Origin of the sequence: Micromonospora orduensis (genome assembly GCF_006228125.1) — a bacterium.
GTDB lineage: Bacteria > Actinomycetota > Actinomycetes > Mycobacteriales > Micromonosporaceae > Micromonospora > Micromonospora orduensis.
In genome coordinates, this window is record NZ_VDFY01000176.1 from 17,417 (window position 1) to 31,797 (window position 14,381).

13 protein-coding genes are annotated in these 14,381 nt (G+C 71.5%); 1 reads left to right on the forward strand and 12 read right to left on the reverse strand.

Annotated features, from left to right (window positions below; genetic code table 11):
• Nucleotides 1-134: 134 nt before the first annotated feature.
• The 7 genes from FHG89_RS19060 to efeU form a co-directional block, all read right to left on the reverse strand.
• The gene (locus tag FHG89_RS19060; protein WP_139585745.1) at nt 135-845 is read right to left on the reverse strand and encodes a ComF family protein; all 711 of its coding nucleotides are present in this window, start codon (nt 843-845) and stop codon (nt 135-137) included.
• Between the two features lie 4 nt (nt 846-849).
• Nucleotides 850-2,658, reverse strand: a complete 1,809-nt coding sequence (locus FHG89_RS19065) for an LpqB family beta-propeller domain-containing protein (RefSeq protein ID WP_139585746.1) — start codon at nt 2,656-2,658, stop codon at nt 850-852.
• On the reverse strand, nt 2,655-4,412 hold the full coding sequence (mtrB, locus tag FHG89_RS19070; protein WP_208761019.1) for an MtrAB system histidine kinase MtrB: 1,758 nt from the start codon (nt 4,410-4,412) through the stop codon (nt 2,655-2,657). The genes FHG89_RS19065 and mtrB overlap by 4 nt, the downstream gene beginning before the upstream one ends.
• Before the next feature lie 12 nt (nt 4,413-4,424).
• Nucleotides 4,425-5,114, reverse strand: coding sequence for an MtrAB system response regulator MtrA (gene mtrA, locus FHG89_RS19075; RefSeq protein ID WP_007455837.1), 690 nt, complete (start codon nt 5,112-5,114; stop codon nt 4,425-4,427).
• Nucleotides 5,115-5,257: 143 nt separating this feature from the next.
• Nucleotides 5,258-6,535, reverse strand: coding sequence for an iron uptake transporter deferrochelatase/peroxidase subunit (efeB, locus tag FHG89_RS19080; RefSeq protein ID WP_139585748.1), 1,278 nt, complete (start codon nt 6,533-6,535; stop codon nt 5,258-5,260).
• Between the two features lie 25 nt (nt 6,536-6,560).
• Nucleotides 6,561-7,694, reverse strand: a complete 1,134-nt coding sequence (gene efeO, locus FHG89_RS19085; RefSeq protein ID WP_139585749.1) for an iron uptake system protein EfeO — start codon at nt 7,692-7,694, stop codon at nt 6,561-6,563.
• Between the two features lie 24 nt (nt 7,695-7,718).
• Nucleotides 7,719-8,618: an iron uptake transporter permease EfeU gene (efeU, locus tag FHG89_RS19095; RefSeq protein ID WP_244295622.1), complete on the reverse strand. Its 900-nt coding sequence runs from the start codon at nt 8,616-8,618 to the stop codon at nt 7,719-7,721.
• A 125-nt stretch (nt 8,619-8,743) separates the two neighbouring features.
• Between efeU and FHG89_RS33030 the strand changes: the two genes are divergently transcribed.
• Nucleotides 8,744-8,893 carry a hypothetical protein gene (locus FHG89_RS33030; RefSeq protein WP_167517466.1) on the forward strand — a complete coding sequence of 50 codons (150 nt, stop codon included), beginning with the start codon at nt 8,744-8,746 and terminating at the stop codon, nt 8,891-8,893.
• Nucleotides 8,894-8,951: 58 nt separating this feature from the next.
• Here the strand turns inward: FHG89_RS33030 and ahcY are convergent, their stop codons facing one another.
• The 5 genes from ahcY to FHG89_RS19120 form a co-directional block, all read right to left on the reverse strand.
• Entirely contained in the window at nt 8,952-10,451 is a 1,500-nt protein-coding gene (gene ahcY, locus FHG89_RS19100; RefSeq protein WP_139585750.1) for an adenosylhomocysteinase, read from the reverse strand.
• 271 nt (nt 10,452-10,722) lie between these two features.
• Complete coding sequence (gene manA, locus FHG89_RS19105) at nt 10,723-11,886, reverse strand: mannose-6-phosphate isomerase, class I (protein ID WP_139585751.1); 1,164 nt, start codon at nt 11,884-11,886, stop codon at nt 10,723-10,725.
• A gap of 3 nt (nt 11,887-11,889) precedes the next feature.
• Entirely contained in the window at nt 11,890-12,891 is a 1,002-nt protein-coding gene (locus FHG89_RS19110) for a cation diffusion facilitator family transporter (RefSeq protein WP_139585752.1), read from the reverse strand.
• A 67-nt stretch (nt 12,892-12,958) separates the two neighbouring features.
• Entirely contained in the window at nt 12,959-14,155 is a 1,197-nt protein-coding gene (locus FHG89_RS19115) for an SIS domain-containing protein (RefSeq protein ID WP_139585753.1), read from the reverse strand.
• Nucleotides 14,152-14,337: a Trm112 family protein gene (locus tag FHG89_RS19120; protein WP_139585754.1), complete on the reverse strand. Its 186-nt coding sequence runs from the start codon at nt 14,335-14,337 to the stop codon at nt 14,152-14,154. Before FHG89_RS19120 ends, FHG89_RS19115 begins: the two co-directional genes overlap by 4 nt.
• Nucleotides 14,338-14,381: the final 44 nt, after the last annotated feature.

Here is a 14,381-nt window from a genome sequence, read left to right on the forward strand (position 1 = left end):
CGGGTGGAATGGACCTCCTACCCCCGACAGGAAAACGCTAACGCCTGTTTGCCCGGCAGTCACCCCATGTTGCCGAGACCGCCCGAGATTTTTCGCAGCTCATACACCAACGGGTGAAACGGAAACACGATCGGTTACGAACGGAGTCTTTTCTGGGTCGCCGCGAGCACCGCCGCGACACTCGGTGCCGACCCGGTCGCACCCAGCACGCGGGCCGCCGCGGCCAACGTCACCCCGGTGGTCACGATGTCGTCGAGGAGCACCACGACCGGCGCGACACCCGCCGCACCGGCACCGACCGGCGCGGCCGAGCGGGGTCGGAACGCCGCCTGCGCCGCCGCGGCCCGGCCCGCGCTGTCCAGCGTCACCGAATCGGGTCGGGGCAGCGCACGCAGTGGCCGGTGCACCCGGACTGACCAGCCGCTCCGACGCAGGCGTGCCGCGCAGTGCCGCGCCAACCGGTTGAGGTGATCGCCGTACCGGGCCCGGGCCGCCGTCGCCGTGTCCGGCACCGGCACCAGCGCCACCGGTCGGCTCCCGTCGCCGACGGCCGCCGCGACGACCTCCGCCAGCAGACCGCCGAGCGGGCGGGCCAACCCGTGCCGGCCATGGTCCTTGTACGCCAGCAGGGCCTCCCGCAGCGGGCCGGCGTACGGGCCGAGGGCGACACACGGTGGGAGGCCGGCCGGGGCGGGGGTGGGACGTACCGGCCCGGGACGCAGCGCGTCCAACGCCGTCACGCAGGAGGGGCAGACCCCGTGCCGCAGGCCGGGCCGGCGTTCCCGACAACCCGCGCAGTCGGCGGGAAGCACCAGGTCGGTGAGGTCCGCCCAGAGCCCGCGCATCGTGTCAGTAGAGGAAGAACGGGGCGGACGGGTTGCTCGGACGGCCGCCGGCCGGCGGTGGGGCGATGTCGCGTACCCGGTCGGGCTCGATCCGCTCCAACGGGCTGCTGCGGTACGCCACCCCGTTCGCCTCGTACATGTACGCCCCGCTGGGCAGGGGCACGCTGCGGTTCGTCGGGTACGCCGTCAGGTGGTTGACCTTGGCGCCGACGTCGGTACGGAGCGGCGTCTCCACGGCGCCGTCGACGCTGATCTCGTAGATCGCCGGCTGGCCGGCGGACCCGGCCACCACGAGCTGGTCCTCCCGGCCCCAGTCCACCGACGTGAGGCCGGTCAGCGAGGTCACCAACTGTCGGGGTGGGCCGATGGAGACCCCGCCGCCGTCGAGGTTGACCGCCGCCACGTAGAGCTGACCACCGGCGACCAGGGCGACCCGCTGGCCGTCCAGCGCCGCGGCCACCGCGGTGACCGGCGCGGGCAGGTTGAGCGGCACCTGATACATCCGGGCCCCCTCGTCGAAGCGGTAGAGCTGCCCGTCGGCCACCACCAGTCCCCGGCCGGGCCGGGAGTCGGCCATCCGCAGCCAGACCGGTCGGCTGATCGAGGCGTACTCGGAGGTGCCGCGGTTGAGCGTGGTGATCGGAGCGGGCCCACTGCCCACCGCGAGGCGCTGGCGACTCTTGCCGCTGCTCACCACCATCGCGGCGAGCACCCGGTTGTCGGCCCGGGCCAGGCCCGCGGAGACGATGTTGCGGTTGATGTCGGGTGCCAGCGGCACCGCCCCGCTGAGCTCGCCGACGAAGTCCAGCGGACGGATCCCGCCCTCGTACACGCAGAACCGCTGCGGGCTCTCGGTGATCGGGTAGAGCCGTTGCGCCGCGCGGCGTGCGTTCAGATCCAGTACCGGCTGCGAGTTGTTGCGGATCTTCAGCTCCAACTCGCCCCCGAGATCGCCCAGCGACCAGGCGAGCTGCGTGAGCAGCTGGTCGATGCCGTTCTGGTCGTCGCCGGACATGTCCAGGTTGACCTCCCACCGGTCGTTCGCGCCGGTGGCGTTGTTGATCAGCTCGGTGCGGTCGGGCAGCCCCACGACGCCGGGGCGCAGCCAGTCGGACGGCCCGGCCACCAACCACTTCACGACCTCGTTGACCCGCCGCTCCTGCGGCACCGCCACCGGCAGGTAACGCTGGTCGGGCACCAGGCGGGTGCGGTCGGAACTCCAGAAGTAGATCGACTCGCCCTGGTAGTACTGCTGGAGGGCGACGTCGCTGAGCAGCAGCGCGTTCGGCGGGTCGACCACGTACAGGCCGGCACGTTCGTCGTTGACGGCGCCGCCCAACGCGCCGCTGCGCAACCTGAACTCGTACTCCGTCTCGGTCGCCACCGGCGGGGCCAGCGTGCCGTTGGCCCGCAGCACACCGATCTGCTGCACGGTGATCTTCACGGTGGTGGTCGAGTCGCTGTTGAGGGTGTAGACCGCCTCCCGCAACCGGACCACGGTCATCGCGACCTCGCTGCCCTTCTTGTCCTGGAGACGGGCCCGGTCCTCCGGCGCGATGAACGCCTTGACCCGCTCGTAGGCCCGGTCCGGCTCACCGGCGGCCGCGGACAGGAAGTTGCGGACGAACGACTCGTTGGAGCTGCCGCTTGCCGTACGCGACGGCGGCTCGCTCGGCCGGCCGTTCCCCGAACCGGCCCCCGTCGCGGCCCCGCCCTTACCGTCCACCCGCACGTCCGACGAGGCCGGGATGCCGCAGGCGCCGCCCAGCAGGAGCACCACACCGAGTGTCCCGAGCACGACCGGGCGCCTCATGAGCCCACCTCCGCCCGCTGCCCGTCCCCGGTCGGAGCTGGACCGATCGCCAACGCCCCACCGGTGCCGGGCCCGATGGCCAGCGGACCACCGTCGCGGGGGCCACCGAACGGCAGGGCGGCGTCGGCCGGCACCAGCCGCAGCGGCGAGGTGGTCAGTCGGTCACCGGCCCGGGCCGGCAGGGTGAGGCGGAACTGCGCGCCCTGCCCCGGCGCGCCCCACGCCTCCAGCCAGCCGCCGTGCAGTCGGGCGTCCTCCAGGCTGATCGACAGACCCAGACCGGTGCCCCCGGTCTGCCGTGCCCGGGACGGATCAGCCCGCCAGAACCTGTTGAACACCAACTTCTCCTCGCCGGCCTTGAGCCCCACCCCGTGGTCCCGCACGGTGATCGCCACGGCGGTCTCGTCGATGCCGAGGGTGATCAGCACCGGGCGGGCCTCGCCGTGCTCGACGGCGTTGCCGACCAGGTTGCGCAGCACACGCTCGACCCGGCGCGGGTCGACCTCGGCGATCACCGGCGTGCCCGGCAGGTCGAGTTCGATGGGTACGCCCACCCGCTCGGCCAGGCCGGCCAGCCGCTCGACCACCCGGTGCACCACCGGCACCAGGTCGGTCGGCTCGGCGTCCAGCATGGCGAACCCGGCGTCGAACCGGCTGATCTCCAGCAGGTCGGTGAGCAACTCCTCGAAGCGGTCCAGTTCGGCCTGGAGCAGCTCGGCGCTGCGGGCCACCGCCGGATCGAACTCGTCGCGCTCGGCGAAGATCAGGTCGGCGGCCATCCGGACCGTGGTCAACGGCGTACGCAGCTCGTGCGAGACGTCTGAGGTGAATCGGCGCTGCAACCGGGACATCTCCTCCAGGCGCAGGATCTGCCGTTGCAGGTTGGTGGCCATCTGGTTGAACGAGGCGGCGAGCAGGGCCAGGTCGTCCTCGCCGTTGACCACCATCCGCTGGTCCAGAAGGCCGGCGGAGAGCCGCTGGGCGGTACGCGCGGCCACCCGGACCGGGTTGACCACCAGGCGGGTGACCAGGGCAGCGAGCAGCCCGAGCAGGATCACCAGCGCCACTCCGGTGGCCACCACTGTGGCCCGGGCGTCGGCGGCGGTGGAGTCCTGCCGGGTCAGCGGCACCAGGTAGTACAGCTCGATCTGGCCGAAGCGGGTGGGCACCGGAGAGCCGTACACCAGGTACTTGGTGCTCTGCCCGGTGAGCCGGCCGGTACGGATCTGGCTGGCCACCTTGCCCTCGGCGACGGCGGCCCGCAGCTCCGGGCTGATCAGCGGCTGGACGTTCACCGACGGCGCGGCGCGGGTCTGGATGTCGTTGGGGTAGTCGTCGGCGGTGATCGCCACCACCACGCCACTGGTCTGCTGGGGGTCACCGCCGGCCAGGTAGTTGACCGTGCCGTCGATGGTCTCCTGGAGCTGCGCCTCCTGCGGCTGGCCGTACAGGGAGACCTGCTTGGCCGCGTAACTGGCGCCGCTGTTCACCCGCAGCCGCACGTCGGTACGGGCGTTGTCCAGCAGAATCGTGGTGATCTTGTCGGCGATCAGGAACGCGAAGCCGCCGACGAGCAGGCTGGAGGCGACAAGCGTGATGGTCACCACCCGCACCTGGAGCGATCGGCGCCAGGTCTGGTGCACCCCGGCCACCACCCGCGCGGCGCGGCCACTCACCACACGCCAGACCTCCCCGCCGGCGATGCGCCGGCGAGCAGCCACTGTCGGGGGGTGTGGGGGCGGTGAGGTCGACACAGTGTGACCAGGCTATCCGGTCCCCGCCTTGTAGCCCACGCCCCGCACGGTGAGGATGATTTCCGGCCGCTCCGGGTCCGGCTCGATCTTGGCCCGGAGCCGCTGGACGTGCACGTTCACCAGGCGGGTGTCGGCCGCGTGCCGGTAACCCCACACCTGCTCCAGCAGCACCTCGCGGGTGAAGACCTGACGCGGCTTTCGGGCGAGCGCGACCAGCAGGTCGAACTCCAGCGGAGTCAGCTTCACCTCCTCGTCGTTACGGCTGACCGTGTGCGCGGGCACGTCGATGGTGATCTGGTTGCCGGGCGGCCCGATGGTCAACATCTCCGGCGCCACGTCCTCGCCCCGGCGCAGTCGGGCCCGCATCCGGGCGACCAGCTCCTTGGGCTTGAACGGCTTGACCACGTAGTCGTCGGCGCCGGACTCCAGCCCGAGCACCACGTCCACGGTGTCGCTCTTGGCCGTCAGCATGACGATCGGCACGCCGGACTCGGCCCGGATGGACCTGGCCACGTCGATACCGCTCATCCCGGGCAACATCAGGTCGAGCAGCACGATATCGGGCCGGCTGTCGCGGAAGGCAGCCAACGCCCGCTCACCATCGGCCACGAACGAGGGCAGGAATCCCTCACTACGCAGCACGATGCCGAGCATCTCGGCGAGTGCGGGGTCGTCGTCGACCACCAGTACCCGGGCTCTCATGGGATTAATATTGCATCCCCGTTCAGTTCGGTGGGACCGGCGTCGGGTGGATCCCGGCCGGGCTGCAACCATGATCCCCCGTCGGCGCCGCCCAGCGCCACCGCAGCGTCGGGCCGGTCGCGCTGTCGTGATCCGGACGGCGGTCAGCCGAAGAGCGCACGCCCCCAGTGGTCCCCGCCGTCGCGGACGCCGGGCGGGCAGGCGAAAAGGCCGCTGGAGACGTGCCGCAGGTACTCGTTCATCACGTCGTGGCGGGCCAGCTGGGTCTGGATCGGCACGAACTGCCGGCGCGGATCACGCTGGTAGGCGATGAAGAACAGGCCCGCGTCGAGCCGGCCGAGGCCGTCCGAGCCGTCCACGAAGTTGTAGCCCCGGCGCAGCAGCTGGGCGCCGTTGTTGCGGCTCGGATGGGCCAGCGTGACGTGGGCGTGCTCGGCGATCACCGGTTTGCCGTCGTCACCGCGTGCCGCGAAGTCCGGTTCGTCGAACTCGTCGGTCCGGCCCAGCGGAGCGCCACTGCCCTTGGCCCGGCCGACGATTTCCTCCTGCTCGGCCAGCGACGTCCGGTCCCAGGTCTCCACCAGCATCCGGATCTTGCGGGTGACCAGGTACGCGCCGCCGGTCATCCAGTCCGGCCCGTCGCCCGGCTGCACCCACAGCTGGTCACGCAGCAGGCTGGTGTCCTCCGCCTTGAGGTTGGCCGTGCCGTCCTTGAATCCGAAGAGGTTGCGCGCGGTGGCCTGGTCCCGGGAGGTCGACGAGGTACGGCCGAAGCCGAGCTGCGACCAGCGGACGCTCACCACGCCCATGCCGATCCGGGCCAGGTTGCGGATGGCGTGCACCGCGACCTGCGGGTCGTTGGCACACGCCTGTACGCAGAGGTCGCCGCCGGAGATCTGCGGCTGCAACGCGTCACCGGGGAACTTCGGCAGCTCCGCGAGGGCGGCCGGACGCCGGTCGGCGATGCCGAAACGGTCCCGGCCGTCGGCGTCGCGGAACAGCGTCGGCCCGAAACCGATCGTGAGGGTGAGCTGGGACGGGGGCAGGCCTAGCGCCTCGCCGGTGTCGTCCGGTGGGGCCTCCGGCATCCCGCCTACCGCGCCCAGCACCCCGGCGTCCCGGCCGGCGGTCATCCGGGCGGCGGCGGCCGTCCACTCCTCAAGCATCCCGACCAGCCGCGCCCGGTCCTTGGTGATCACGTCGAACGCGACGAAGTGCAGCCGGTCCTGCGCCGGGGTGACGATCCCGGCCTGGTGCTCACCGTGGAAGGGCACCGCCCCGGCCGGGTGGTCGCTGGCGGCGGCCGGGCCACGGGAGCCGCCGACCAGGGCTCCCGCGCCGACTGCCACTCCGGCGACACCGGCCACCCCGGCACCGGCGAGCGTGATCGCCCGCCGCCGGGTCACCCTGCTCCCGCTCATCGCTTCGACTCCCCCTGACGTCCGGTCACTTGGCGACGGCCGCGGCGACCTTGCTGATCGGCTCGGCGAGCGCGTTGATGCCGTCGGACAGTTCCTTGAGCTCGGCCTTGCTCAGCGCGGTGTGCAGCTTCCAGCCGTCGCCGTCGCGGTGCTTGCCGAGCAGTGCCTCGACGTTTGCGAACTCCGTGTCCAACTGCGTCACCAGCTCCGGTGAGCGCTGCTCCAGCGCCGGCCGCAGGGCCGACACGGCCGCCTTGGAACCCTCCAGGTTGGCGGCGAAGTCCCACAGGTCGGTGTGCGAGTAGCGGTCCTCCTCGCCGGTGATCTTGCCGCTGGCCACCTCGTCGAGCAGTTCCTTCGCGCCGTTGGCGAGCTGGAGCGGGGAGAGCTTCTCGGCGTTGGCCTTGGCCACGATCTCCTTGACGTCGACCAGCAGCCGGTCGGCGATCGGGCCGTCCTTGCTGATGTCGCCGGACTGCCAGAGGTCCTTCTCGATTCGGTGGAAGCCGGTGAACTCCATCCCCTCCTCGATGACCTCCTCGCGGCCGTCGATCTTGGGGTCGAGGTCGCCGAAGATCTCGGCCACCGGCTCGATCCGCTCCCAGTAGGTGCGGGCGACCGGGTAGAGCGTCTTGGCCTTCGCCACGTCGCCGGCCTTCACCGAGGCGACGAACTCCTCGGTCTTGTCCAGCAGCGCGGCGGTCTGGCTCTTGACGTAGCGCTGGTAGTTCTCGGTGGCGCCGGCCAGGGCGGCGTCGGCGGTGAGCGGCTGCGCCGACCCGCTGACCTTGAGCGCACCCCGGATGCCCTTGCCGCTCATCCCGGGCTTGCAGGCCGTCTCGTACGTCCCGGCCGGCAGCTCGACGCGCAGCTCGCGGCTCAGGCCGGGGGCGATGTTCTCCACCTCACCCATCACCCGGTCGCCGGAGGCGTACACGTAGAACTCGGTCACCTTCGCGCCCGAGTTGGTGATCTTGAAGGTGGCGGTGCCGGCGCCCAGATCGGTCGTACCGACCTCGCACGCGGTGTCGCTGGCCTTGACCACGATCGGGCCGCCGGCCCCCGCCGCGTCATCCTTCGATGAGTCGGAGCAGGCGGCGACACCGGTCGTGGCCAGCACACCGGCGGCGGCCAGCGCGAAAAAGCGGGTGGTACGCATCTGAGCTGTCTCTCCTCGTAAGGGTCAGGCACGCTGCGGCGTGGTCGCCGCCTCGGCCTCGGTGCCGGTGTCGGTGTCGGCTCCGCGCTCGGTGCCGGTGGCCGCGGTGGGTGCCGGCGCAGGCCGGTTCGGGCGCAGGAAGAGCGCCAGGACCGGCACCGCGTACCCGATCCAGGCGATCGTCTCCAGCACGGTGGGCGCGGGCGTCACGTTGAACATGCCGGCCAGCAGCGCGGCGTACCAGGTGCTCGGGTCGAGCGTGCCGGTGATGTCGAAGGCCAGGTCGTTCAGGCCGGGCAGGACAGCGGCCTCCTGGAAGTCGTGCACGCCGTACTTGAGGATGCCGGCGGCGACCAGGATCAGCAGCGCTCCGGTCCAGGTGAAGAACGTGCTGAGGTTGATCCGCAGGGCGCTGGCGTAGAGCAGCACGCCGAGCACCACGGCGGTGAGGATGCCACCGATCAGCGCGAGCAGCGGCCCGCTGTCGCCGGCCGCGCCCTGGGCGGCGGAGTAGAAGATCAGCGCGGTCTCCAGGCCCTCCCGGATCACCGCGAGGAAGGCCATGCCGGCGACCGCGAGGGACCCGACGGCCAGCGCCTCGGTGAGCTTACCGCGCAGCTCGCCGGCGATCGTCCGGGCGGCGCGGCGCATCCAGAAGATCATCCACGTGACGAAGACCACGGCGGCGACGGAGGTGATCGCCTCGAACAGTTCCCGGTCCTCGGAGCGGGCCAGCAGCGAGGTCGACGTGTACTCGATCAGCCAGCCGAAGAGCACCGAGAGCACCACGGCCAGGCCGACGCCCGCCCAGACCTGGGGCAACCGGTCCCGGCGCTGCGCCTTCACCAGGAAGGCCACCAGGATGCTGACCACCAGGGTCGCCTCCAGGCCTTCCCGCAGGCCGATCAGGTAGGTCGCGAACATCCCCGCTCCGTGTCCATCAGGATTGCCTCAGCTAACTTAGGGCAGCCATACCTTCCTCCTGCTCAGGCCACTCGTCAAGTCGTTCATGACAAGCTCACTCATCCCGGCTGTGGGAGGATCCCGGCGTGAGGGGATTCCTGCCGTGGCTGACGGTGCTGGCGGTGGTGCTGCTGCTCAGCGCGTTGCGGCTGCGGGCACTGGCCACAGTCGTGTCGCTCGGCTGGCTCGCCTGGTGCGTCTGGAGCTGGGTCCGCCCCGCCCGCCGCCGTCCCTGAGGCGGAGACAGAGAACCGGGCCGGCTGCGAACAGCCGACCCGGTCCGGAAAAGAACGATCAGTAGCGGTAGTGGTCCGGCTTGAACGGTCCCTCCGGCGAGACACCCAGGTACGCGGCCTGCTCCTTGGTGAGCGTGCTCAGCTTCGCGCCGAGCGCGCCCAGGTGCAGCCGGGCCACCTTCTCGTCCAGGTGCTTGGGCAGCACGTAGACGCCGATCGGGTAGTCCTCGGTCTTGGTGAAGAGCTCGATCTGGGCGATCGTCTGGTTGGCGAACGAGTTCGACATCACGAAGCTCGGGTGCCCGGTCGCGTTGCCCAGGTTAAGCAGACGGCCCTCAGAGAGCACGATGATCGCGTGACCGTCGGCGAAGCGCCACAGGTCGACCTGCGGCTTGATGTTGACCCGCTCGACGTCGGAACGCTTGGCCAGACCGGCCATGTCGATCTCGTTGTCGAAGTGGCCGATGTTGCCCACGATGGCCTGGTGCTTCATCCGGGCCATGTGCTCGTTGGTGATGACGTCGAAGCAGCCGGTGGCGGTGATGAAGATGTCGGCCTGCTCGACCACGTCGTCCAGGGTGGCGACCTGGTAGCCGTCCATCGCGGCCTGCAACGCGCAGATCGGGTCCACCTCGGTCACCACGACCCGGGCGCCCTGGCCGCGCAGCGACTCGGCGCAGCCCTTGCCCACGTCGCCGTAGCCCATGACCACGGCCATCTTGCCGCCGATCAGCACGTCGGTGGCCCGGTTGATGCCGTCGATGAGCGAGTGCCGGCAGCCGTACTTGTTGTCGAACTTGCTCTTGGTCACCGAGTCGTTGACGTTGATGGCCGGGAAGAGCAGGGTGCCGGCGCGGTGCATCTCGTAGAGCCGGTGCACGCCCGTCGTGGTCTCCTCGGTCACGCCCTTGATGCCGGCGGCGATCCGCGTCCAGCGCTGGCCGTCCTCGGCGAGCGAGCGGTGCAGCAGGTCGAGGATGACCGCGTACTCCTCCGAGTCGGCGGACTCGACGGGCGGCACGACCCCGGCCTTCTCGAACTCGGCACCCCTGTGCACCAGCAGGGTGGCGTCACCGCCGTCGTCGAGGATCATGTTGGGGCCCTGCCCGTCGGGCCAGGCGAGCACCTGCTCGGTGCACCACCAGTACTCCGGCAGCGTCTCGCCCTTCCAGGCGTACACCGGGACGCCGGCGGGGGCCTCGGGGGTGCCGTCCGGGCCGACGACGATCGCCGCGGCCGCGTGGTCCTGCGTGGAGAAGATGTTGCAGGACGCCCAGCGCACCTGCGCGCCGAGGGCGACCAGCGTCTCGATCAGGACGGCGGTCTGGATGGTCATGTGCAGCGAGCCGGTGATCCGCGCGCCGGCGAGCGGCTGCGCCTCGGCGAACTCCCGCCGGATCGCCATCAGGCCGGGCATCTCGTGCTCGGCGAGCTGGATCTCCTTGCGCCCGAACTCGGCGAGCGACAGATCCGCCACCTTGAAGTCGCCCTCGGCGAGCGTGCTCGGCCGGGCCTCGGACGGCGTACCGCTGGCGGCCGCCGGGAGGGTGCTGGTCATGAAAGCTCCTGTCGAACGATGTCTGCGCCGACCCTCCACCTTACGCGCGTCGGCGACGGGCATCAGGGGGACGTGGACAGCGCACGGGGCGGTCGGTCGTGGACAGTTTCCCGTCCACTCCCGCCCGCCCCGCGCATCCCCCCGGTTTGGTTCCCCCGCACGTTGTCGGACCGTCGTCGCGATAACGCTGCGTACTCTTAGAGTCACACCGAGGTAGGGTGACGTCAAGCCATTCCGGGAAAGTCGGACTTGCGTCGTTGCGGCGAGCGCGTCAGCACAACCCGGACGTCGCCACGTACGCCTCACCAGCGCCACCGATCCGCAGCGGCGCACCAGCGGCATCGCCGATCGCCGCCTGACCGGACACCAGCGTCACCGCGCCCGCCCCGTCGTCCACCGTGACCGCACCGGACCCGCAGAGCACCACCCGGGGGCCGGGCAGTGACAACGTGACCGACGGCACCGCCGTACCGACCCGCACCCGGTGCAGCGCGAAGTCGTCCACCGGCACCGGCCACCAGTCCACCCCCGGGCCCACCGGCTGCGCCGCCCGGACCGGCTCGTCGAGCACCTCGAAACGCAGCACCCGCAACAACTCGTCGACGTCCACCCGCTTCGGCGTCAGCCCACCACGCAGCACGTTGTCGCTGGCCGCCATGATCTCCACGCCGCAACCGCTCAGGTAGGCGTGCAGGTTGCCGGCGGGCATCCAGATCGCCTCCCCCGGCACCAGCCGCACGTGGTGCAGCAGCAACGCGACAAGCACACCGGGATCCCCCGGGTACGCCACCGCCAACCGCCGGGCCAGCTCCGCGTCCGGGCCGTCGGTCGGCGCCGCCACCACGGCGGACAACAACCCGTCGCGCTCACCGGCCGGCCAGGCGAGCAGCGTCCGCACCGCCGTCCGCAACCCCGCCGACCCGGCCCGCAACGCCTCCACCACCGGCGCCAGCACCGGTACGCCGAACGACGCGAGCGCCTCGGCCGACTCCACCGGCGGCCGGAACCCGCACAGCGCCTCGAACGGGGTGAGCGCCACCAGCAACTCCGGCTTGTGGTGCGGGTCGGAGTAGTTGCGTTCCGCCGCCGGACGCCCGGCCTCCGCCTCGTACCCGGCCCGGGCCTGCTCGGCGTCCGGGTGGGCCTGCAGGCTCAGCGGGGCGTCCGCGGCGAGGACCTTGAGCAGGAACGGCAGCCTGCTGCCGAAGCGGTCGGACACCCCCTGGCCGAGCCACTGCCCCGGCTCGTCCCGCACCAGGTCACACAGGCTGACCTGGAGCCCGGCGCGCTCCACCATGGCCGGGGCGCCCGGGTGGGCGCCCAGCCACAGCTCCGCCTCCGGACCGGTGCTGGGCACCGGCCGGCCCTGCAACAGCGCGAGAGCCGAGCGCGAACCCCAGGCGTAGTCCCGGATCGGTCCGTACAGCAGTTCCACCCGTCAGCCCCCGGGCCGCCCGGCCGCCTCGCCCTCCTGCGGCTGCGGCACAGCGGTGTCGGCGGCGGCGCCCGTCCCGGCCTGAGCGGCGGCGACGCTCCAGATGTCCGGCTCCAGGTAGATCACCCGGGCGACCGGTACGGCTGCGCGGATCCGCGACTCCACGGCGTTGATGCCGCGCGCCAGTTGCTCCGCGCTCTCGCAGGCCGGTACGCCGATCTTCGCGGCGACCATCAGCTCCTCCGGGCCCAGGTAGAGCGTCTTCATGTGGATGATCCGCTCCACCTCGGGGCCGTCGGTGATGGACCGCTCGATGGCGTCCAGGTCCTGCTGTTCGGCACCCTCACCGAGCAGCAGGCTCTTCGTCTCGATCGCCAGCACGACGGCGATCACCACCAGCAGGACACCGATCATCGCGGTGCCGGCGGCGTCCCACTTGCCGTTGCCGGTGATCAACGTCATGGCGACGCCGAACAGCGCGAAGACCAGACCGACAAGCGCGCCGAAGTCCTCCAGCAGAACGACAGGCAGCTCCGGTGCCTTGGCACGCCGGATGAACCGCACCCAGGACTGGTTGCCCCGGACGTGGTTGGACTCCTTGATGGCGGTCCGGAAGGAGAACGACTCCATCAGGATCGCCGCCACCAGCACCGTGATCGGCACCCACTGCCACTCGCTGATGCCGTGCGGATCCGACCACTTGTGGTACGCCTCGTACAGGGCGAACAGGCCACCGAGGCTGAACAGCACGATCGACACGATGAACGCGTAGATGTAGCGCTCCCGGCCGTACCCGAACGGATGTTCCGGGGTGGCCGCCCGCTTCGCCCGCTTGCCGCCGAGCAGCAGCAGTCCCTGGTTGCCCGAGTCGGCGACCGAGTGGATCGACTCGGCAAGCATCGACGACGACCCGGTGAGCAGGAACGCGACGAACTTGGTGACGGCGATGCCGACGTTGGCCAGCAGGGCGGCGACGATCGCCTTGTTTCCACCGTTGGCGCTCACGCCGCCGCTCCGCTTCGCCGAACGAAGCCAACCGGTCCGCGCGTGACGCGCCGCCCCCTACGTCCGTTCACTGGTTCGACAGCTCCTTCATCTCGGTGATGGCCGGTACGGCCATCGGGTCCAGCCCGTGGGCCAGAGCCAGGTAGATCGACGCGAAATCCGGCACCGCGATCAGCGAGGCCAGCCGTTCCAGCGCGGAGCCGCCCTCGGCGGTCACCACGTCACACCGCACCCCGCGCCGCTCGGCGAGGGTCTGCACCGCGTCCGCGCGGCGCTCCTCCACCGCCAGTGGCTCGTCGGTGTCGTCCTCGGCGTTGAGCCCGCCGTCGCGCAGCAGCACCAGCCGCAGGCGGGTCCCCTCGCCGTCGTCCTCCGCCGGGTCGGCGAAGATGTCCCGCTCGCCCTCGGCCAGACCACCGAAGACGCCGTCGAGCAGGCCGACGCGACCCCGACCGGCCTCGCCGAGCGCACCGGTGACCACCGGGTAGCGGGCGTTGGCCGACAGGGTGTCACCGAACCGGCGGGCCGCCACCGTCGCCAGCGGGGACGAGCCCCAGACGATCGGGATCGACCCGGCCAGGCCCAGCGCCAGCGACTTCGCCGGGTTGACGAACGATTCCGCAGCGGACCGGCAGCGGTCCGCGTCCGCGTCGAGCCGGGACGCGGTCTCCGCCAGATCGGCCTCGTTGACCTTCACCAGCCCGAGCGAACGGGCGGCGAGCAGCACCGGCACGGTGAGCGCCCAGAGGCTGGCCCGCGCCGGCGCACGTCGGGGCACCGGGATGAACGGCGCACGGGCCCGCTCGGCAACCGACTGCAACTGCGAATCCGGTGCGCCCACCGCGACGAGTCGGGCACCACGTCGGTGCGCCGCCTCGGCGGCGCCGAGCGCCTCCGGGCTCCGACCCGACGCGCTCACCGCGATCACCACGTCGGCCGCGCCCACCCAGCCGGGGACGCCCGCGCTGCGGTGCCCGATGATCGGGACCGGGCAGCGTGGCCCGGCGACAGTGGCCAGCACGTCACCGGTACGCCCGGCGGTGCCGATGCCCGCGATCACCACGGCCCGGGGCCGCCCGTCGTCGGCGAGCACCGCCAGATTCGCCTCGGCGGCCAGCGCCGCGCTCTCCCGCACCTGCGCGCCCGCCGAGGCGGTGTGCCGGAGCATGTCACCCGGATCGTGCTCGGCCAGCGCGGCCGGGTTGTCGAGCAGGGCCTCGTCGGCGTCGCGCCGACCACTGACCCCGGCCGTACCGTCGATCATGATGCCTGCCCTGGGCCACCGCGCGCCTCGTCGAGCAGCAGCACCGGCACGTCGTCGCGGACCTCGAAGATCCGGCCGCACTGCGTGCAGGTCAGCGTCTGCGCCTCGGCGTCGTAGGTGAGCGGGGCGTGGTGCGTGTCCGGACAGGCGAGAATCTCGAGCAACTGCGGATCCAGGGCCATGGCACGGCTCCTTCCACGTGTGCGGCTTCACCGGCGGCGGTGCC

Excerpts from the sequence above, each read along its gene's own strand:
- efeB (WP_139585748.1), bottom strand. The coding sequence starts at position 6,535 with ATGAGCGGGAGCAGGGTGACCCGGCGGCGGGCGATCACGCTCGCCGGT.
- efeO (WP_139585749.1), bottom strand. The coding sequence starts at position 7,694 with ATGCGTACCACCCGCTTTTTCGCGCTGGCCGCCGCCGGTGTGCTGGCC.
- mtrA (WP_007455837.1), bottom strand. The coding sequence starts at position 5,114 with ATGAGAGCCCGGGTACTGGTGGTCGACGACGACCCCGCACTCGCCGAG.
- FHG89_RS19115 (WP_139585753.1), bottom strand. The coding sequence starts at position 14,155 with ATGATCGACGGTACGGCCGGGGTCAGTGGTCGGCGCGACGCCGACGAG.
- FHG89_RS19065 (WP_139585746.1), bottom strand. The coding sequence starts at position 2,658 with ATGAGGCGCCCGGTCGTGCTCGGGACACTCGGTGTGGTGCTCCTGCTG.
- FHG89_RS19060 (WP_139585745.1), bottom strand. The coding sequence starts at position 845 with ATGCGCGGGCTCTGGGCGGACCTCACCGACCTGGTGCTTCCCGCCGAC.
- efeU (WP_244295622.1), bottom strand. The coding sequence starts at position 8,618 with ATGTTCGCGACCTACCTGATCGGCCTGCGGGAAGGCCTGGAGGCGACC.
- ahcY (WP_139585750.1), bottom strand. The coding sequence starts at position 10,451 with ATGACCAGCACCCTCCCGGCGGCCGCCAGCGGTACGCCGTCCGAGGCC.
- FHG89_RS19120 (WP_139585754.1), bottom strand. The coding sequence starts at position 14,337 with ATGGCCCTGGATCCGCAGTTGCTCGAGATTCTCGCCTGTCCGGACACG.